Below are 19,105 nucleotides of genomic sequence, written 5' to 3' on the forward strand. Positions count from 1 at the left end.
GCTGCGGCGGCGGAAGCGGCCGAACATCCGGTCGAGCATGGGACGGCGCTTGGTCTGGCGCGCTTCGAGCTCCGCGCAGACAATGGCCGTGAGGTCGCCCACGTCCTTGGCGATGAGGAAATAGGATTTCATGAAGCGCTCGACCGCCGACAGGCCGCCGCGCGGCGAAAAACCGATGCGCTCGGCGATCGTGCGCTGCAGGTCGAAGGTCAGGCGCTCCTCGGCGCGGCCGGTGGCGAAATGCATGTGGCAGCGCACGCGCCACAGGAACTCCTCGCAGCGCGAGAACAGATTGAACTCGGCTTGCGTGAAGAGCCCCGCCTTCACCAGCTCCTTGGGTTCCTTCACCCGGTAGACATATTTGGCGATCCAGAAGAGCGTGTTGAGGTCGCGCAGCCCCCCCTTCCCGTCCTTCACGTTCGGCTCGACGAGGTAGCGGGACGCGCCCGCCTTGGCCACCCGGGCATCGCGCTCCTTCAGCTTGGCGTCCACGAATTCCGCCGCCGAGGTCGCGACGACCTCCTGGTCGAAGCGCTTCTCCAGATTGTCGAAGAGCTCCCGATCGCCGAACAGAAAGCGGGCTTCGAGCAGGGAGGTGCGGATCGTCATGTCCGCATGGGCCTCGCGCAGGCATTCCTCCACCGAACGCGTCGCATGCCCGACCTTCAGCTTCAGGTCCCAGAACACGTACAGCATCGCCTCGACGACGCTTTCGCTCCAGGCGGTCTGCTTGTAGGGCAGCAGGAACAGGAGATCGACGTCGGAGCCCGGCGCCAGGGTTCCCCGCCCGTAGCCCCCAGTCGCCACCACGGCGAGCCGCTCGCCCGCCGAAGGGTTGGCGGCCAGATAGAGATGCTGGACCACCGCGTCGTGGACGATGCGCACCAGCTCGTCCATGCGCTCGCAGAGATAGCGGGCGCAGACGAACCCGTTCTGGCTCTCCTGGAGCTTCGCCTGAGCCTCCTCGTGGCCCTGCTCGAGCATCGCCTTCAATACGGGCACCAGCCGGGCGCGCAGCTCCGCCGCATCGCGGATCGGCTCGCCGCCGAGGGTTTTCAGGACGCTCTTGGGGCTATGAAGGGTCATGGATGAACCGCATGCGAGGAATAGTCTGACTTACCACCTGAAACGTCTCCTCCCAAGGGAGGACTGGAACTATCCGTCGGAACGGGTAGTTTGTTCGTTATAAGAGATAGTGTTTGACATAAAAAACGACCAGTTCTATAAAACGGACACGCGCCGATTTGAGCATGCAGATTGCGGGCGCGAAACAAGTGCAGCTAAAGCGCCGGGCGCCACGAAGCTCCCATGCGCACAACATGGGAAGAACACGATGAGCCTGACGCGCCGCCTCCTGATCGCCGCCTCCCTCGCCACGGGCCTCGCCTCCCTCACCACTGCGGCTTCCGCGCAGGTGAAGGAAATCCGCATCGATTACGCCACCTACAACCCGGTCAGCCTCGTCCTGAAGGACAAGGGCTTCCTCGAGAAGGAACTGGAGAAGGACGGCATCAGCGTGCGCTGGGTGCAGTCGCTCGGCTCCAACAAGGCCCTCGAATTCCTCAATGCCGGGTCGATCGATTTCGGTTCCACGGCCGGCGCCGCCGCCCTGATCGGCAAGATCAACGGCAACCCGATCAAGTCGATCTACGTCTATTCCCGCCCCGAATGGACCGCCCTCGTCACCCGCAAGGATACGGGCATCACCAAGGTCGAGGATCTGAAGGGCAAGCGCGTCGCCGTGACCCGCGGCACCGACCCGCACATCTTCCTGGTACGCGCCCTGCAGGACGCCAAGCTCACCGAGAAGGACGTGAAGCTCGTTCTGCTCCAGCATCCGGACGGCCGCACCGCCCTGGAGCGCGGCGACGTGGATGCCTGGGCCGGCCTCGACCCGCTGATGGCGGCCGCCGAAGTGGAAAGCGGCGCCCAGCTCTTCTATCGCAACGCCGGTGCCAATACCTGGGGCGTGCTCAACGTCTCGGAAGCCTTCGCCAAGGACAACCCGGCTCTCGTGCAGCGCGTTCTCAAGGCCTATGAGGAAGCCCGCCAATACGCGCTCGCCAATAAGGACGAGCTGAAGAAGACCCTCGTGACCTATACCAAGCTGTCCAACGCGGTCATCGAGCGTCAGCTCGAGCGTACGGAGCTGACCCATTCCTCCATCGGTCAGCCCCAAGCCGACACGATCCTCGCCGCGGGCCTCGCCCTGCAGCAGGCCGGGGTGATCCCCGCCGACGCGAACGTGCAGGCCGCCGTCGATTCCCTCATCGATCGCCGCTTCGCCACCGCGTCGCGCTGATGTCTTCATCGCGGGAGAGCGCCGTGACAGGCGAAATCGTAAATTCCGCCTGGTCCTCCCATGAGGGTGCCGCCGCTCTCGCGGCCCCTGCCTCAACCGAGAAGCGACGCGCCTTCGACTGGCGCATCCTTCTCGGCTTTTTATTGCCCATCGCCGTCGCGCTTCTCTGGGAGGCCGCCGTCCGCTTCGGTCTCGCGCAGGGACGCCTCGTGCCCCCGCCGAGCCGCATCCTCACGACCCTCTGGGGCCTGGCGAAGACCGGCGAATTATGGACCCACACCTGGATGACGCTCTGGCGCGTTCTCGTCGGCTTCGTGATCGGCGCCGTCGCGGGCATCGTGCTCGGCGCGCTGTCCGGCTCCAGCAAGACGACCCGCCAGATCCTCGACCCGACCCTGCAGGCCCTGCGCGCGATTCCCTCCATCGCCTGGGTGCCGCTGTTCATTCTCTGGCTCGGCATCTTCGAGGCCTCGAAAGTGGCGCTGATTGCCGTTGGCGTGTTCTTCCCCGTCTATCTCGGCATCGCGGGCGCCATCCTGTCCGTTGACCGCAAGCTCGTGGAGGTCGGTCATGTGTTCCGTCTCTCGCGCGTGCAGCTCGCCCGCCGCATCCTGCTGCCGGCCGTTCTGCCGGAGGCCGTGATCGCGCTCCGCTCGGGTCTCGGCCTCGGCTTCATGTTCGTCGTCGCGGCGGAGTTCATGGGCGCATCGGAAGGCCTCGGATACCTGCTCGTCGATGGCCAGCAGATGGGCAAGCCCGACCAGATCCTCGCCGCGATCATCGCCTTCGCGCTCCTCGGCAAGATCGCCGACAGCCTGCTCGTCGCCGCCACCAAGCCGCTCGTGCGCTGGCAGGACACCGTACGGGAGAGGCTGTGATGCTGAACCTCGAACACCTCTCCAAGACCTATGCCGACGGCACGCGGGCCCTGTCCGACATCAATCTCGTCGTGCAGGAAGGCGAGATCGTCTCGCTGATCGGCGGCTCGGGCTGCGGCAAGACCACGTTGCTGCGTCTCATCGCGGGCCTCGACCAGGCGAGCGCGGGCCGGATCAGCCTCGACGACGAAGTGCTCTCAGGCCCTCATCCCGCCGTCGGCATCGTGTTCCAGGAGCCGCGCCTTCTGCCCTGGCTGTCGGTGGCCGACAACATCGCCTTCGGGCTCGACGGCCTGCCCGCCGCCGAGAAGAAGGCGCGCGTCGCCCATGCCCTCGATAAGATCGGCCTGGTCGAACATGCGGATCGCTGGCCGCGCGATCTCTCGGGCGGCCAGCAGCAGCGCGTCTCCATCGCACGCGCCTTCGTGACGAACCCGAAGGTACTGCTCCTCGACGAACCCTTCTCGGCGCTCGATGCCTTCACCCGCGCGAGCCTGCACGAGCATCTGCTGGCCCTGTGGGAGGAAACGCGCCCGACCGTCGTGCTCGTGACGCACGATGTTCAGGAGGCGGTGACGCTCGCCGACCGGGCCATCGTGATGCAGCCGAAGCCCGGCCGGATCTTCGATGAACTGCCGCTGACACTCTCGCGTCCGCGTGACAAGACGGGTCTTCCCTTCGAGACCTCCGTGCGCCGCATCTTGACGGCCCTGGACCATTCCCTCAAAGCACCTCAATTGCAGCCTCAGCGTGAACGCGACCGTCAGGCCGCTGCGTTGTGGTGGTAGGAACCCCAAAGGACTTCATCATGGATGCGACCGCTCTTCGCGCCCTTCAGGCGCCGCTGAAGGATCAATACCGCAACGATCCCGACAAGGCCGTGATCACCCTGAAGGCGCAGGGCACGCTCGACGACCAGCATATCGCCTGCAAGGTCGAGACCGGCCGCGCGCTCGCCGTTGCGGGCCTTCACCCGGCCACCGGCGGCTCCGGCGCGGAACTGTGCTCGGGCGACATGCTCCTCGAAGCGCTCGTCGCCTGCGCGGGCGTGACGTTGAAAGCCGTCGCGACCGCCCTCGAGATCGATCTACGCCATGGCGCCGTGAAGGCCGAAGGCGATCTCGATTTCCGCGGCACGCTCGGCGTCGACAAGACAGCGCCCGTCGGCTTCAGGAACATCCGCCTCTCCTTCGAGATCGACACGGATGCACCGCAGGAGAAGATCGACCAGCTGCTCAAGCTCACCGAGCGCTACTGCGTCGTCTTCCAGACCCTCAACAACAAGCCCGAGCTGAGCGCGACGCTGACGCGGACGTAAGGCTTGCAGTTCGGATTACGCTCCTCTTGAGCGGTTCTTCACAAAACCCTCACCTCATCCTGAGGAGCAGCGAAGCTGCGTCTCGAAGGAGCTTCCAGAGAATACAGGATCCTCCTTCGAGACGGGCCTACGACCCTCCTCAGGATGAGGGTTGAGGAAGGATTTCCTCGCTTCGATGAGCCTATGGCATGGGAAGCAGAATGCCCTCAATTCCCAGCCACCAGGGTTCGCGGCGCGCCGCTGATCGCGACGGCGCTGCCGCCGCGGATTTCCTGCACGGTCAGCCCGCGTTCGTTGGTTCCGTCGGGATTGAAGCGGAACACGCCGTCGGCGCCGGCGAAACCGGCCGGGCTCGTCAGCATGGCCTCGGTGAAGGCCTGCGGGCCCTGCATCCGGGCGAGCGCGGCGGCCAGCGTCACGGCATCGTAGGACAGGCTCGCCAGGCGAATCGGATCGACGTTGAAGCGCGCCCGGTAGCGCTCGGCGAAGGCCGTGAAGCCGCGTTTGTCGGGAGCCGCGAACCAGCCTCCCTGCAGGGCCGGGAGCGCCGTCACGCGCGGTTCGTCCCACAGGCCGGTGCCGAGCGGCTTGACCCGCAGCGGATCGAAGCCCGCCATCTGCAGCGCCTGGGCGATGGCCGGCAGGCCGTCGCCGTTCTCCGGAATGAACAGGGCGTCGGCCTGCGGGGAAGGCCCGCCGATCACGGGCGTCATGCGCTGCACGACGTCATGGGGCCGGCCCGGCGGATAATACTCGAGCGCGGCAATGCGGATGCCCTGCCGTGCTGTCGCCTGCTGCAGCCGCGTGGCGGCCACGCGGCCATATTGCGTGTCCGGAATCAGGGCCGCGATCGAGCGGCGTCCCTGGCTGGCGGCGAACGACACGATGCGGTCCACCTCCTCCTGCACCATGAAGCTGAGAAGATAGACGCCCTGGCTGGCGACGCTCGCATCCGTCGAGAAGCCGATGACGGTCTTGCCTCTCTGGCGGGCCACCTGCCCGGCGGCCTGCACGGAGCCCGCGTAGAGCGGCCCGATGATGAGCTCGGCGCCTTCGGCCAAGGCCTGCTGCGCCGCCGCCTGCGCGCCTTCCGGCGTACCGGCATCGTCCTTGACCAGAATGGTGAGGTCGGAGCCCTGGAATTCGTCGAGGGCCAGTTCCGCCGCGTTGCGCATGCTCTGCGCCACCATGGCCCCCTGGCCCGCTCCCGACAGAGGCAGGATCAGCGCGACCCTGACGGCACCATGGCCGACGGTCGTGCCTTCCCGCCGGGGAGCACTCGGCATGGGAGCGGCGGTCGATGGAACATCGGCCGCGTACAGGGGCTCGGACGGCGCCGTGGCGGCAGGACGGGCCGGCTTTCGGGCCGAGCTCCGGCTGCCGGAGCCGACGCATCCGGACAGCACCAGCGATGCGGAGAGAACGAAAGCCCAGGCGGCATGACCGGAAAAACCGGCTGCTCGTTTCATGAAGCGCGCCATCTCCACCCCCTTTGGAAACAGCCAAGCGATGGTCAAAGCATGGCGGCAAAAGGTAAACATTGTTTCCAATGACGGTTGACGGTTGGACGACCCCGCTTTCGCGACGACACCCCTTCATGCGACAGTGACGACGATGAGCCAGAGAATCGATAATCGAACCAAGCGGCGCGAGCCGAACGAACGGGTCGCCACCTTCACGGCCTTCGGCCTCGCCGCCGAGGCCAAGCCCCTGTCGCCGGGACTCTACGTGGTCGCGACGCCCATCGGCAATTTGCAGGACGTGTCCTTCCGCGCGTTGAACGTGCTCGCCGCCGCGGATGCGATCCTCGCCGAGGATACGCGGGTGACGAAGACCCTGCTCGCCCATTACGGCATCACCACGCCGCTGGTGGCCTATCACGAGCATTCCAACGACGCGGTGCGCGAGCGCATGGTTCACCGGATCCGTGAGGGCCAGGCCCTGGCGCTGGTGTCGGATGCGGGCACGCCCCTGGTGTCGGACCCGGGCTACAAGCTCGTGCAGGCCGCCATCGAGGAAGGGCTGCCCGTCACCCCGATCCCAGGCCCCTCCGCCGTGCTCACCGCCCTCGTGGCCTCGGGCCTGCCGACCGACCGCTTCTTCTTCGAAGGTTTCCTGCCGCCGAAGAGCGCCGCACGCCGCGCGCGTCTTACCGAGATCGGCACGATCCCCGGCACGCTCATGCTGTTCGAGGGACCTCACCGCCTGCCCGACATGCTCGCCGATGCGGCCGATGTGCTCGGCGAGCGGCAGGCCGTGGTGGCGCGCGAACTGACCAAGATGTTCGAGACAATCCGGCGTGGCACCCTGCCGGAACTCGCCCGGCAATTCGCCGAGGAAGGCCCGCCCAGGGGTGAGATCGTGGTGCTGATCGGCGAAGCGACGAAAGCGATGCATGCGGCCGAGGCCGATGCGGCGCTCGACGGCAGGCTCGAAGCGGCGCTGAAGAACCACTCGATCAAGGACGCGGCGGCGCTCGTCGCGGCGGAGCTCGATCTGCCCAAGCGCGAGGTCTATGCCCGCGCCCTGACGCTCGCCAAGAAGGACGCATGACGAGCGCTCTCGAACGGCGCCGCGCCACTTTCCTGCGCGGCCACCGCGCCGAGTGGATCGCGCTGTTGTTTCTGCTGATGAAAGGCTACCGCCCCCTCGCACGCCGTTATGCGGCCTCGGGCGGCGAGATCGACCTGATCGTGATGCGCGGCGACACCATCGCGTTCGTCGAGGTGAAGGCGCGCGGCCTGATGGATGACGCGTTGTCCGCCATCACGGCCCGCAAGCGACAGCGCTTCTCCCGCGCGGTCCGCGCATGGCTCTCGCGCAACGCTTGGGCGCAGGGCAAGACGTGGCGCGCCGATGCGGTGTTCATCGCGCCCAAGAGCTGGCCGCGGCACATCGTGTCGGCGTTCGAGCTGGAGATGCGCTAAAGCATCGGACGTGAATTCGAACTCACGCCCGATGCTTTATCTGTTTGGTTTGACGCATCTTTTCACGCAAAACCGGTGCCCACTTTTGCGTTCGATGCTCTAAGCCGCCATCCGGTGCCGGTCCGCCACCGCCTCGCGGATGTGCCGCGCCAGTTCCTGCACCACATGACTGCCGCCATCACGCGGCAGGTAGAGATTGACCATGAACGGCGGCAGCGCCGGCAGGCCCGATTCAGGTCCCAGCACGTCGAAGCCGATTGGCACGGTCGAAGCCATCCAGGCCATCACGGCGATATCGGCCGCCACCGTCGCCACCTGGGCCGAGGTGTTCGTCACCTCGGACACCGAACGCCATTCGATGCCGGCCTGCTGCAGCGCCTCGCGGATCGGCGCGCGGAAGGCGCAATCGGAACAGCCGATGGAAACGGGCAGCGGACGCTGCCGCGCCGCATCGCCGCCGCGCGCGCCGACCCACACGAGACGGTCCATCACGAGATTCCGGCCATCGGGATCGCAGGCCATTTCGGTGGCGAGCACCACATCGACCTGGCCGGCATAGAGCTTCGAGCGGAGGGAGACGCTGGAGCCGCTGTTGAGCGAGATCTGCACGCGCGGATAGCGGCGCGCGAAATCCTTCAGGAAGGTCGGCAGATAGGTGGTGATGATGTCGCTCGGAATGCCGAGCCGCACCTCGCCCTCGAATTCCGGCGTCGTCATCTCGGTCCAGATTTCATCGTTGAGGGCCAGCATCCGCTTCGCGCGTCCGAACAGGCGCTCGCCGGCGGTCGTGAGCTTCATGCCGCGCCGGTCCCGGGTGATGAGCTCCTCGCCCAGGGTCTCCTCCAGGCGCTTGATCTGCTGGCTCACCGCCGCCTGGGTCAGGTTGAGGACCCCGGTGGCGGCGGTCATCCCACCGGCATCCACTACCGCAACGAAGGCCCTGAGCAGGCTCACATCCAGGTTCCGGGCCACGGCTCACCTCAATAAAGATTGGTTATTTTCAACATAATGAACATTCGTTTCCTTTATGCAAGCGGGAGGCGCATCCTCTTCTCATCGAACCTGAGGAGACAGCCATGACAGCTCACACCACCGTCGGCGATTGGACCACCGAGCATGAGCAGAAGGCCGCCAAGCCCTCGCGGATCAGGAGCCTCTTCGCGGCCCTCATGCATGAGATCGAGATCCGCCGCGCCCTGCGCGACGTCAGCTCGCTCGACGATGCGATGCTGCACGATATCGGCCTCACGCCGGGGAGCCTGGAGGATGCCGTCAGGTGCGGCCGGCACTAATCGTCCTGTTCGGGCGCGAACACCGTGACGGCCGCTGGCCGGATCGAAAAATGGGCGGGCGTCTGGGTCACGATCTCGCCATCCGCATTGATGGGCCTCGGCTTGCGGGTGCGGATGTCGAACTCCTTGGCCCTGACCGCCCTCACCTCCTCCCAGGCGCCGTGCTGCCCGTGGCGGAACGAGCGCGCCATGAGGGCGAGCTTCCAGGCCCGTTCCAGCTCCAGGCTGTAGAGATCGAGATGCTGGTCGTCGATGGCCGCGTCCTTTTCCACCGCATTCCCGCCGCCGTAGAAGCGCCCGTTCCCGACCGCGATCTGCAGCGTCTTCACGCGCACGGATTCGTTCTCGCTGGTGATGGTGGCCCGGAACGGCTTGGCCTGCGCCAGGACCTTGAGGGCCACCAGCGCATAGCCGAGGCGGCCCCAGCGGCGCTTGATGTCCCGTGTCAGCTTCTGCGCCAGCTCCGCCGACAATCCGAGGCTCGCCACATTGAAGAACGGTTCGCCGTTGACGAGGCCGAGATCGATCCGGCGGGTGACACCCCGGGCGATGACATCGGCGGCGGCGTCGATATCGAAGGGAATGCCGAGGGTGCGGGCGAGATCGTTGGCCGTGCCCATGGGCAGAATGCCCAAGGGCAGACCGGCCTCGATCACCCCGAGGGCCGCCGCATTGATGGTGCCGTCGCCGCCGCCCACGATCGCGCAGTCCACGTCCTCGGCGTGTTCGACGATGAGCGGAGACAGGTCCTCGCGGCGGCCACATTCCAGGTGAACGGGTTCGATGCCGTGATCCTTCAGGCGATCGACAGCCATGTCGCACTGGGCGGCACCGCTACGGCTTTTGGTATTGACGATCAGAAGAGCGCGGCGGGGCATGGTCTGTCACATGGAAAAGCTTGAGCGGATCCGCAAGGGTTCATCGAAGCGGAGCCGTTGGATAACCCGCCTCCCCGGTTTTCGTTCACGAGGCTCTCATCCATGGAGCAAGCCACGGATTCGGCTCCAAAAGTGCAAATCCCCTTTTGGGTCCGATGCTTTGGAGTTGCCATCCTGGATATTTGGCCCAATAACCCTGCTTCCCAAGGAGGCCTGACGCATGACCCTCACCGTTGCGTTCCAGATGGATCACATCCGCAGCATCAAGATCGCAGGCGATACCGGCTTTGCGCTGATGCTCGAAGCCCAGCGGCGTGGGCATCGGGTCCTGCACTACACCCCCGACCGCCTGTCCCTGCGCGACGGAGCGGTGATCGCCATGGCGGAAACCATCGAAGCGCGCGACGTGGAAGGCGATCATTTCACCCTGGGAACGCCTGAGCGGGTCGATCTGTCGACCGTCGACGCGGTGCTCATGCGCCAGGACCCTCCCTTCGACCTCGCCTACATCACCGCCACCCATTTCCTCGAGCGCATCCATCCGAAGACGCTTGTGGTCAACGACCCGACCCATGTGCGCAACGCGCCGGAGAAGATCTTCGTCACGCATTTCCCGCACCTGATGCCGCCGACCCTCATCTCCCGCGACAGGCAGGAGATCGAGGAGTTCCGGCGCGAGCACGGCGACGTGGTGATGAAGCCGCTCTACGGCCATGGCGGCGCGAGCGTGTTCAAGGTCGGGCGCGAGGATCCGAATTTCGGCTCTCTCTACGACCTGTTCTCCAACCTGTTCCGTGAGCCCTGGGTGATTCAGCGCTTCCTGCCCAAGATCACCGAAGGCGACAAGCGCATCATCCTCATCGACGGCGAGGCGGCGGGCGCGATCAACCGGGTGCCGGCGGCCAACGACATCCGCTCCAACATGGTGCGCGGCGGCGCGGCCAAGCCCACGGACCTCACCCCGCGCGAGCGCGAGATCTGCGAGACCATCGGCCCCGACCTCAAGCGCATGGGCCTCATCCTCGTGGGCATCGACGTGATCGACGGCAACCTGACGGAGATCAACGTGACAGCCCCCACGGGCATCCGGGCCATCAAGCGTCTGGGCGGGCCTGATCTCGCGATGGCGGTGTGGGACGTGATCGAGAGCAAGGTGAAGCAGGCATGATGCAGCCTGGCGCATCGGACGGGCCCGGAGGGCCGCGTCATCCGATGCGCCAGCCAAAAGAATGAGCATCGGATAAACTCAAAAAGTGGGGTCCACTATTGGGGCCGAGGCTCCAGCGATCTGATACGTGGGGCTGTGGTTGAGACCACGTCGATGACATGGTTCAGGCACACGAGTTCCCAATGTTTGAAAGGCCCAGGAAATTCGTGCGTCGCCAATGTCGATTTGGCAATGAATGCGAGGAAGGCGGTACCGGATCGCTCTGAAAGCATCGTATCGGCAAGTGGCTGCCCTTCTTCGGTAACGGCGTAACTTTCATTCCGGACTGAATAGGCGATATATTGCTCCCAAACGATTTCGATGGGCCCTTGATCAGGAATCGGCGCGATTTCTCGCGCGGCAATCTGCAAATTAGGAACTTCGACTTCAGCCCCTTGCGCAGCAGCCTCCACGATAACGAGTCGGAGTATATTATCTTTGGGCTCCCCTATCTCTTCGAGATAGAAGTAGTGTCTCCCTTTTGGAACCTCGCTCACGCCACCCCCTGAATTAAACTGTTAGGCCGCCAGTTCCGCGATCACCGCGTTGAGCACCGGCGACCCCTTCGGCGTCACCGCCACGCGCGTGCCGTCGATGCGGACGAGCCCTTCCTCCTCCAGAATGTCCAGCCCGCGCGCGTTCAGCGTCTTGCCCGTAAACGCCTCGTAGCGGCGCGCATCGATGCCTTCCCTGAGGCGAAGACCCATGAGCAGGAACTCGTCCCCCTCGGCCTCGGAGGTCAGAACCTCCTCGTCGATGACGCCGTGCCCTTCAGTCTCGACGCGCTCCAGCCAAGTCTCGGGGTGCTTTTCCGTGGCGGTCGCTAGCCGCGCATTGCCGGTCACGAGGCGTCCATGGGCGCCGGGGCCGATCCCCGCATATTCGCCGTAACGCCAGTAGAGCAGGTTGTGGCGCGACTCGGCGCCAGGTCGGGCGTGGTTCGAGATCTCATAGGCCGGCAGCCCATGCTTCTCGCAGACTTCCTGGGTGATGTCGTAAAGCACGCGGCCGGTTTCCTCGTCGGGCACCGTGATCTTGCCCGCATCGTAGAGGCGCTGGAACCAGGTGCCCGGTTCGATGGTGAGCTGGTAGAGCGACAGGTGCTCGACCGCATGGGAGATGGCCTGTTCCAGCTCCGCCCCCCAGGCCTCGGGGGTCTGGCCGGGCCGCGCATAGATGAGGTCGAAGGAATAGCGCTCGAAGATGGAGGCTGCGATCTTCACGGCGCCCAGAGCCTCATCGACCGAATGCATGCGGCCCAGGCGCTTCAAATCGGGATCGTTGAGCGCCTGGACGCCGAGTGAGACCCGGTTGATGCCCGCATGACGGTAGCCGCGGAAGCGCTCGGCCTCGACGCTGGTGGGATTGGCCTCGAGCGTCACCTCGGCCTTGGGATCGACGGCCCACGCCGCGCCGATCGCGTCGAGGATCGCCCCCACGGTTTCCGGTTTCATGAGCGAAGGCGTGCCGCCGCCGAAGAAAACGCTCGTGACCGTCCGTCCCGGAATGCGCGCCGCCGTAAGGGTGATCTCCCGGCGAAAGGCCGCCAGAAACCGCTCCTGATCCACCGGCTGGTGGCGGACATGGCTGTTGAAGTCGCAATAAGGGCACTTGGAGGCGCAGAAAGGCCAATGGACGTAAACGCCAAAGCCCACATCGCGCGTCGGATGATCGATCATGGGGCGTATATGGCAGGTCGGAGCGCGAACGTCACGGGTGCCGGTGTCGCGCAGGGCAAACCCTCGCTGTCATTCCCGGCCGGAGCGCAGCGAAGGGGAAGGAAATCCACGATCAAGCACAACGCTATGGATCCCCCTCCCTCGCCTGCGGCTCACCGGGAATGACAAGGACGGAGCGCTGCCCAAACTTTTCTGAACCCGTTCACTCACAAGGTTGTTCTCTCCATGGAACCTTCCGTTCTGGTCTCCGGCGCCGCTGGGCCCTATGATCGGAAGAGTAACAGTCAGGAACCCACCATGCGGCATTGGCGCGGCCCGTTCGACCGGCAGGGCTATCACCACGGCAATCTGAAGGAAGCGCTCATCGAGGCGGCGCAGCGCTTCATTGCCGAGCGGGGGATCGGCGGGTTCACCCTGGCCGATGCGGCCAAGCTCGTGGGCGTCACGCCGGCCGCGCTCTACCGCCATTTCCGGGGCCGGGATGCCCTGGTGGCCGAGGTCGCCTTCCGGGGCTACGACGAACTGGCGAAACGGCTCGGGCGAGCCCTGCAGAGCGAGGGCACGGCGCTGGAGCGCTTCACCCGCATGGGCGAGGCCTATCTCGCCTTCGCCGAGCAGGAGCCGGGTTTCTACACCGCCATGTTCTCGGCCAAGCCCGCCGAGGGGGAGGCTTCCTGCGGCCCGTTCTGGGCCAAGAGCATCCAGAGCGGCGGCAGGTCCGTCGGAAACGCTTTCGATTTCCTGGTTCAGGCCCTGTCGCAAACCTTTCCTGAGGGGTTCCAGAGCGTCGACGTGCGCTTCATCGCCATCGAGGTCTGGGCACTCTCCCACGGCATCGCCACCCTGGACGCCGCCGGCCAGCTGCCCAAGGGCCCTGGATTGCCGGACAAGTACGAATTGCTCCGGGCCGGTGTGCTGGCCCTGGTCCATGGGGCCTTGAAGGAGCGCGCTGAGAGCCCGACGAAATAATCGACGAAACCTCTCTTGAAAGCGCCGAGATTCATCCGCATGTTAATGTTGTTAGCATTAACATAGGGACCTTCAATGTCTGACTCTGCCTCCACCGCTTGGAACGCGGGCCCGCATGCGGGCCCCTGGAACAATGGCGCTCAACACCGCCGCTGCGGGCGCAGGCCCGGACGCGGCCTGGAGATCGCCGGCATCATTCTGGGTTTCATCTTCGTCTGGCCGCTCGCGCTGGCCTATCTGGTATGGAAAATGTGTGGATATCCGAAATACGATGAGGCCAAGGCCTTCTTCCGCGACACCCTCGGCCGGGCCAAGGACGACCTCTTCGCCTCGCGCGGCCCTGCCGGTTTCGGCGGCTTCGCGAGCACGGGCAACGCGGCCTTCGACGATTATCGCCGCAGCGAGCTGGAGCGCCTCGAAGCGGAGCGCCGCAAGCTCGACGAGGAAGCCCGCGACTTCCGCAACTTCGTCGAGGAACTGAAGCGGGCCAAGGACCGCGAAGAGTTCGACGCCTACATGGCCAAACGCCGCGGCAACGGCACGACGAACGCCTGACCCGTCTGACGAAATGAAGGGAGCGCCCCAATGGGGCGCTCCAACTCTTGTCGCACGTTATTTGTGCTGAACGCTTAGATCACGAAGAAGTCGCTTGCACCTAAAGCCTTCTTGGGCAGCTTGGCGATGGCGATCTGAGCCTTCGAACCCGTTCCGTCCGGGTCGTAGGAGAGAATGCCCTTATCCTTGTTCCAGATGATCCGGTCATCTTTATCATGAGCCTTTGAGCCCGAGTAGAAGGCTTTGGCGCTCATCTTCTTAGGTGCCGCCATGGTGCCGGCCTTGCCGAGTCCTTTGAACACCGCATCGTCGAGCCAGATGTCGTCATCCTTGGCGCGGAAATCCTTGATGGTGTCGACGTTCGTCTTCTTGTTCGGCTTGGTGTTGAACACGAACACGTCCTTGCCGGCCCCGCCCGTCAGGGTATCCTTGCCGGCGCCGCCGCTCAGGGTATCGTTGCCGCCCATGCCACTGAAAATATCGATATCGGCACCGCCCACGAGGTAATGAGCGAAATCGTTGCCCGTCACGTTCTCCCGAGCGACGTCGCCGACCTGCACCGTCAAGGTCTGCGTGTGAGAGAACCCGGTACTGCCGACCACCTTCACAGTGACCGTATGGCTCGTGGCCTGCTCGTAATCGAGCTTGAGACCGTCAAGCACCTTGAGCTGCGCCCCTTCGAGCACGAAGCGACCGCCCGCGTCGTCGAGCAGTTGGTATTGGATGGTGCCGGTGTCAGCCTGGTTCGCGTTCGCAAGCGACAAGCTGCCGATGGGCGCACCTGTTGCGGCGGCTTCCGCGATCAAGCTACCAGTGAGGGAGAGCTGGGGCGGGGCGATGCCGGCGAAGTGACCTTGGTAGATGGTATCTCCGGCGTCAGTGAGATCCGCCCAGGTCACAACCCAACTCCCGTCATTGAGAACCGTTACGACAGGGTGAGGAGTGCTGCTTGTTTGTATGTGCTGATTGACCTGCTCGGCCGGGCCATAGGCGACACCGAGGTGGTTAAACACCTGAGCAAGGATTACCGTTCGGAAATTAACTTCTGCAGACCACACAACAACCCAGCCACCGCTTGGCAGCGCTGCCACAGAGGATCCGGTGACTCCATACTCAGATTGGGGCATATCGCCGCCGATTTGTATCTCGTCTCCGATTCGAATGAGCGCCATGGATCTCAACCTTCCTAGAAACCAGAAATTTAACGTTGTTACGTAACAAAACGACGTCATAGCTGAAATCTCTGGTCCCGTCGAGCACCGGTGGAGCCGGAGCGCACCTCCAATGGGGATGAGAGCCTCAGGCCCTCTTGAGACATCCGGCCGCCAGTTTCACGAAGGCGCGGGCCCGGTGGGAGAGACCTTCGGGCTCCGGCTTCGACCAGTCGATGCCGTGCTTCTCTTCGGAGGAAATCTCACCGAAGGTCTCGGCAAAGCCCTCCGGCTGGAACATCGGGTCGTAGCCGAAGCCCTTGTCACCGCGCGGAGGCCATACGACTTGGCCGAACACGCGTCCCTCGAACAATTCCTCATGCCCGTCGGGCCAGGCGATCACGAGGGCGGAGACGAAATGGGCCCGGCGATCCGTCGCCTCGCGCTTCAGGAGCTCGCGCTCCACCCGCTCCATGGCGGCCTGGAAATCCCGCTTCGGACCCGCCCAGTCGGCCGTGAACAGGCCCGGCGCACCGTCCAGGGCGTTCACGCACAGGCCAGAATCATCGGAAAATGCCGGCAGGCCGGTGGCTTTGGCCGCCGCATGAGCCTTGATGGCGGCGTTCTCGGCGAACATGTGCCCCGTCTCGTCGGGAACAGGCAATCCGAGCTCGCCCGCCGAGACGGCCGCGATGCCGAAGGGAGCGAGCAGTTCCTGCATCTCGCGCAGCTTGCCGGCGTTGTGGGTCGCGATGACGACCTTGCCGGACAGGAGACGGTGGACGCTCATGCGACGGCCTTCTTCTGCAGGTCCACGAGCTGCATCACGCCGGTCTTGGCAAGCCGCAGCAGGCTCAGGAACTCTTCCTCGGAAAAGGGCTTGCCCTCGGCCGTGCCCTGCACCTCAACGATGCCGCCGGAACCGGTGATCACGAAATTAGCGTCGGTCTCGGCGGCGGAATCCTCTGCATAATCGAGATCGAGGACCGGCTGGCCCTTGTAGATGCCGCAGGAAATGGCCGCCACGGGCTCACGCAGGGGGTTGATCGAGATGATCGAGCGGTTCTGCATCCAGGTGAAGCATTCGTGCAGCGCCACCCAGGCGCCGGTGATGGACGCGGTGCGGGTGCCGCCATCGGCCTGGATCACGTCGCAATCGACGACGATCTGCTTCTCGCCGATGGCCGGCAGGTTGACGACGGCGCGCAGCGAGCGTCCGATGAGGCGCTGGATCTCCTGGGTGCGGCCCGAAGGCTTGCCGGAATTGACCTCGCGGCGGGTGCGCTCGTGGGTCGCGCGGGGCAGCATGGAATATTCCGCCGTCACCCAACCGCGCCCGGTGCCGCGCAGCCACGGCGGCCCCTTTTCCTCGAGCGAGGCGGTGCAGATGACCTTCGTGTTGCCGAAGGAGACCAGGCAGGAGCCTTCCGCATAGCGCGCGACGCCGCGCTCCAAGGTGACGGGACGCAGTTCGTCGGGCGCGCGGTTGGAAGGACGCATGGGGTTTCTCCTGAAAGATCTTGCGATTCCCGCCTGTTTGAAGCGGCCAGGACGATTAGGCAAGCGCAAGGCTTGCCGAAGGAGCCTCCGAACCGCACATAATATCGGCTTGCAGGGTAGAATTGTGAGAGCGTAGAACCCTTCGGATGCATCCCACCGGTCCATTTTCCCATTTTTCGGAAAACCGCGCCATCGCGGAGCTGAACGACCGTTCCCGCGAGATCTTCCGCCAGATCGTCGAGAGCTATCTCATGACCGGCGAACCCGTGGGCTCGCGCCACCTCTCGCGCATCCTGCCGATGACGCTTTCGCCGGCCTCGATCCGCAACGTGATGGCTGACCTTGAGGCGGCGGGCCTGATCTTCGCCCCCCATACCAGCGCCGGCCGTCTGCCGACGGAGACCGGCCTGCGCTTCTTCGTCGATGCCATGATGGAGATCGGCGACGTCACCTCCGAGGAGCGCTCGCGCATCGAGGCGCAGATGCGGGCCGCCGCCTCCGGCCACACCCTGGAAACGGCCCTGGCCGAGGCCTCGGCCCTGCTGTCGGGCGTCTCGCGCGGCGCCGGCGTCGTGGTGACCTCCAAATCCAACGCGCGCCTCAGGCACATCGAATTCGTCCGCCTCGATCCCACCCGCGCCCTGGTGGTGCTCGTCTCCGAGGACGGCTCGGTGGAAAACCGCCTCCTCGACCTGCCCGCCGGCCTGCCCGCCGGCGCCCTGGTGGAGGCGGGCAACTTTCTCAATGCCCGGATCCAGGGCAAGACGCTCGGCGACATCAAGCGCGAGATCCAGACCCGCCGCGAGGACATGGAGCGCCAGCTCGACGTCCTCACCGCCCGGCTCGTCGAAGCGGGGCTCGCCACCACGGTGGGGCCTGCGGATTCGCGCCAGCTCATCGTGCGCGGCCAGGCCAATCTCCTCGACGACCTGAAGGCCGCGGAGGACCTGGAGCGCATCCGCCTGCTCTTCTCGGACCTGGAAACCCAGACCGACGTGATCGACCTCCTGAGCCGCGCCGAGGGCGGCGAGGGCGTGCGCATCTTCATCGGCTCGGAGAACAAGCTCTTCTCGCTCTCCGGCTCCTCGATGATCGCCGCCCCCTTCCGCGACGGCAGCCAGAAGATCGTCGGGGTCCTGGGCGTCATCGGCCCGACGCGCCTCAACTACGCGCGCATCGTCCCGATGGTGGACTACACCGCCAAGGTGATCTCGCGCATTCTGGAAAGCGGACGATAAGGCTCCCGCTCGTTCGGCTTCATCAACATATCGTGACGCTTCTGGGAACCATCCTGGCCTGAGGCGTTAAACCTCCTGTCCGCGCATGCGGCCTATGTTCCCATCGATGGAGGAGGTTTCCTTGAAGACAACAGCGATCATCGCCGGCGCCGGTCTCATGATGCTCGGCGCCCTCGGCCAGGCCCAGGCTCAGGTCAGCGGCACCCCCGGCTCCCCGTTCCCGAACGCCGCACCGCACGAAATCCAGACGATCAACGGCGTGCCCTGCCGCACCATCCTCGACCGTGAGAGCAACCAGCGCATCCCGGTTCAGTGCGCCAGCCCGACCGGCATGATCGGCATGGACCCGACGACCACGGGTAGTGTTCTCATGGCTCCGGCCGGCCAGGCTCCCGTGTCCGGCACGCCGGCCTCCGCCTTCCCCACCGCCGCCCCGCATGAGATCCGGGTCATCAACGGCGTTCCCTGCCGTACCGTCCTGGTCCAGGGCACCGATCAGCGCGTTCCCGTCGAGTGCGCTTCGCGATAATCGCTCCGCCTCCTGGTGGCAGGCGCGGACGTCCTGATCCGCGCCTGCAGCGCTCTCGACCCTGTGCCTGCGTGGTCACGCAGGCACCCTTTCGAGGCATGTTGCCTTGGACGGGCAGCCTCCTATCTCCCAGGCATCAACCTCTGCCGTAAGAGTTGCTCGTTCGCCTTGGACCCAGGAGGTTTCCGTGAAGACACTCTCGGTTGTCGCGATCACCGCCCTCATGGGGCTCGGTAGCATCGGCTTTGCTCAGGCCCAGGTCAGCGGGACGCCGTATTCGCCCTTCCCGGACGCCGCCCCGCATGAAATCCGGATCTACAACGGGGTACCCTGCCGCACGATTCTCGACCGGGCCAGCGGGGTTCGGCTTCCGGTCCAGTGCGCCGGTCCGAACGGGGTGATCGGCGTGGATCCGACCGCGACCGGCACGATCTTCGCCCCGCCGCCCTATGGCGTACCGGGTCCTGGCGCACCCCCTTATGCCTTTTCCGGGCCCGCCCAAAGCGACATCGAGATCATCAACGGGTTCAAGTGCCGCACAGAATTCGTCGAGGAGACAGGAGAGCGCCTCCCTGTCGAGTGCGTGCGCTGATCCGATCCTGTTGTCCCTAACAGGCGATGGGCCCGAACGCAGCGGCTCACCCTGCAGCATCGCTGGCCCTTTCCTGGCGAGCCCGCGCTT

At 65.1% G+C, this 19,105-nt stretch carries 22 protein-coding genes; 13 read left to right on the forward strand and 9 right to left on the reverse strand.

Going from position 1 to position 19,105, the window contains the following annotated elements; all coding sequences use genetic code 11:
• A partial coding sequence (locus OC446_RS05205; protein ID WP_262027992.1) for a nucleotidyltransferase domain-containing protein occupies positions 1 to 1,086 on the reverse strand: 1,086 nt, incomplete at its 3' end.
• A gap of 247 nt (positions 1,087 to 1,333) precedes the next feature.
• On the opposite strand from OC446_RS05205, the gene OC446_RS05210 reads away from it, so the two are divergent.
• From OC446_RS05210 to OC446_RS05225, 4 genes are read left to right on the forward strand one after another with little or no spacing between them, the layout of a single operon-like run.
• Positions 1,334 to 2,302: an aliphatic sulfonate ABC transporter substrate-binding protein gene (locus OC446_RS05210; protein WP_262027993.1), complete on the forward strand. Its 969-nt coding sequence runs from the start codon at positions 1,334 to 1,336 to the stop codon at positions 2,300 to 2,302.
• 23 nt (positions 2,303 to 2,325) lie between these two features.
• The gene (locus OC446_RS05215) at positions 2,326 to 3,180 is read left to right on the forward strand and encodes an ABC transporter permease (RefSeq protein ID WP_262027994.1); all 855 of its coding nucleotides are present in this window, start codon (positions 2,326 to 2,328) and stop codon (positions 3,178 to 3,180) included.
• Positions 3,180 to 3,968: an ABC transporter ATP-binding protein gene (locus OC446_RS05220; RefSeq protein ID WP_262027995.1), complete on the forward strand. Its 789-nt coding sequence runs from the start codon at positions 3,180 to 3,182 to the stop codon at positions 3,966 to 3,968. The genes OC446_RS05215 and OC446_RS05220 overlap by 1 nt, the downstream gene beginning before the upstream one ends.
• A gap of 20 nt (positions 3,969 to 3,988) precedes the next feature.
• The gene (locus OC446_RS05225) at positions 3,989 to 4,498 is read left to right on the forward strand and encodes an OsmC family protein (protein WP_262027996.1); all 510 of its coding nucleotides are present in this window, start codon (positions 3,989 to 3,991) and stop codon (positions 4,496 to 4,498) included.
• 206 nt (positions 4,499 to 4,704) lie between these two features.
• Here the strand turns inward: OC446_RS05225 and OC446_RS05230 are convergent, their stop codons facing one another.
• Positions 4,705 to 5,967, reverse strand: coding sequence for a penicillin-binding protein activator (locus OC446_RS05230; RefSeq protein ID WP_262027997.1), 1,263 nt, complete (start codon positions 5,965 to 5,967; stop codon positions 4,705 to 4,707).
• A 145-nt stretch (positions 5,968 to 6,112) separates the two neighbouring features.
• On the opposite strand from OC446_RS05230, the gene rsmI reads away from it, so the two are divergent.
• Together rsmI and OC446_RS05240 are read left to right on the forward strand one after the other, a co-directional pair.
• A complete protein-coding gene (gene rsmI / locus OC446_RS05235; RefSeq protein WP_262027998.1) occupies positions 6,113 to 7,051 on the forward strand; it encodes a 16S rRNA (cytidine(1402)-2'-O)-methyltransferase in 939 nt (312 codons plus the stop codon).
• Positions 7,048 to 7,425: a YraN family protein gene (locus tag OC446_RS05240; protein ID WP_262027999.1), complete on the forward strand. Its 378-nt coding sequence runs from the start codon at positions 7,048 to 7,050 to the stop codon at positions 7,423 to 7,425. Before rsmI ends, OC446_RS05240 begins: the two co-directional genes overlap by 4 nt.
• 99 nt (positions 7,426 to 7,524) lie before the next feature.
• Here the strand turns inward: OC446_RS05240 and OC446_RS05245 are convergent, their stop codons facing one another.
• On the reverse strand, positions 7,525 to 8,397 hold the full coding sequence (locus tag OC446_RS05245) for a LysR family transcriptional regulator (RefSeq protein WP_262028000.1): 873 nt from the start codon (positions 8,395 to 8,397) through the stop codon (positions 7,525 to 7,527).
• Between the two features lie 104 nt (positions 8,398 to 8,501).
• Between OC446_RS05245 and OC446_RS05250 the strand changes: the two genes are divergently transcribed.
• Positions 8,502 to 8,717, forward strand: a complete 216-nt coding sequence (locus OC446_RS05250) for a DUF1127 domain-containing protein (protein ID WP_262028001.1) — start codon at positions 8,502 to 8,504, stop codon at positions 8,715 to 8,717.
• Here the strand turns inward: OC446_RS05250 and OC446_RS05255 are convergent.
• A complete protein-coding gene (locus tag OC446_RS05255) occupies positions 8,714 to 9,595 on the reverse strand; it encodes a lipid kinase (protein WP_262028002.1) in 882 nt (293 codons plus the stop codon). The two genes, OC446_RS05250 and OC446_RS05255, sit on opposite strands and share 4 nt — an antisense overlap.
• Positions 9,596 to 9,815: 220 nt before the next feature.
• On the opposite strand from OC446_RS05255, the gene gshB reads away from it, so the two are divergent.
• Entirely contained in the window at positions 9,816 to 10,763 is a 948-nt protein-coding gene (gene gshB / locus OC446_RS05260; RefSeq protein ID WP_262028003.1) for a glutathione synthase, read from the forward strand.
• A gap of 95 nt (positions 10,764 to 10,858) precedes the next feature.
• On the opposite strand, the gene OC446_RS05265 is transcribed toward gshB, so the two are convergent.
• Entirely contained in the window at positions 10,859 to 11,299 is a 441-nt protein-coding gene (locus OC446_RS05265) for a hypothetical protein (protein WP_262028004.1), read from the reverse strand.
• A gap of 21 nt (positions 11,300 to 11,320) precedes the next feature.
• Positions 11,321 to 12,481 (reverse strand): radical SAM family heme chaperone HemW, encoded by a 1,161-nt coding sequence (gene hemW, locus OC446_RS05270; protein WP_262028005.1) that lies wholly within the window; start codon positions 12,479 to 12,481, stop codon positions 11,321 to 11,323.
• A gap of 297 nt (positions 12,482 to 12,778) precedes the next feature.
• Between hemW and OC446_RS05275 the strand changes: the two genes are divergently transcribed.
• Positions 12,779 to 13,450 carry a TetR/AcrR family transcriptional regulator gene (locus tag OC446_RS05275; protein WP_262028006.1) on the forward strand — a complete coding sequence of 224 codons (672 nt, stop codon included), beginning with the start codon at positions 12,779 to 12,781 and terminating at the stop codon, positions 13,448 to 13,450.
• Positions 13,451 to 13,525: 75 nt separating this feature from the next.
• A complete protein-coding gene (locus OC446_RS05280) occupies positions 13,526 to 14,005 on the forward strand; it encodes a DUF2852 domain-containing protein (protein ID WP_262028007.1) in 480 nt (159 codons plus the stop codon).
• A gap of 74 nt (positions 14,006 to 14,079) precedes the next feature.
• Here OC446_RS05280 and OC446_RS05285 read toward each other — a convergent pair whose 3' ends face one another.
• The 3 genes from OC446_RS05285 to rph all read right to left on the reverse strand — a co-directional run bounded on the left by OC446_RS05285 (position 14,080) and on the right by rph (position 16,656).
• The gene (locus OC446_RS05285) at positions 14,080 to 15,237 is read right to left on the reverse strand and encodes a M10 family metallopeptidase C-terminal domain-containing protein (protein ID WP_262028008.1); all 1,158 of its coding nucleotides are present in this window, start codon (positions 15,235 to 15,237) and stop codon (positions 14,080 to 14,082) included.
• A gap of 67 nt (positions 15,238 to 15,304) precedes the next feature.
• Positions 15,305 to 15,946: an RdgB/HAM1 family non-canonical purine NTP pyrophosphatase gene (gene rdgB / locus OC446_RS05290; RefSeq protein ID WP_262028009.1), complete on the reverse strand. Its 642-nt coding sequence runs from the start codon at positions 15,944 to 15,946 to the stop codon at positions 15,305 to 15,307.
• Positions 15,943 to 16,656 carry a ribonuclease PH gene (gene rph, locus OC446_RS05295; RefSeq protein WP_262028010.1) on the reverse strand — a complete coding sequence of 238 codons (714 nt, stop codon included), beginning with the start codon at positions 16,654 to 16,656 and terminating at the stop codon, positions 15,943 to 15,945. Before rph ends, rdgB begins: the two co-directional genes overlap by 4 nt.
• Positions 16,657 to 16,802: 146 nt before the next feature.
• On the opposite strand from rph, the gene hrcA reads away from it, so the two are divergent.
• The 3 genes from hrcA to OC446_RS05310 all read left to right on the forward strand — a co-directional run bounded on the left by hrcA (position 16,803) and on the right by OC446_RS05310 (position 19,015).
• The gene (gene hrcA / locus OC446_RS05300; protein WP_262028011.1) at positions 16,803 to 17,894 is read left to right on the forward strand and encodes a heat-inducible transcriptional repressor HrcA; all 1,092 of its coding nucleotides are present in this window, start codon (positions 16,803 to 16,805) and stop codon (positions 17,892 to 17,894) included.
• A 121-nt stretch (positions 17,895 to 18,015) separates the two neighbouring features.
• Positions 18,016 to 18,423 carry a hypothetical protein gene (locus OC446_RS05305; RefSeq protein WP_262028012.1) on the forward strand — a complete coding sequence of 136 codons (408 nt, stop codon included), beginning with the start codon at positions 18,016 to 18,018 and terminating at the stop codon, positions 18,421 to 18,423.
• Positions 18,424 to 18,610: 187 nt separating this feature from the next.
• Positions 18,611 to 19,015, forward strand: coding sequence for a hypothetical protein (locus OC446_RS05310; RefSeq protein ID WP_262028013.1), 405 nt, complete (start codon positions 18,611 to 18,613; stop codon positions 19,013 to 19,015).
• The last annotated feature ends 90 nt before the right edge of the window (positions 19,016 to 19,105 follow it).

It is taken from the genome of Microvirga sp. Mcv34, from assembly GCF_024519725.1.
Lineage (GTDB): Bacteria > Pseudomonadota > Alphaproteobacteria > Rhizobiales > Beijerinckiaceae > Microvirga.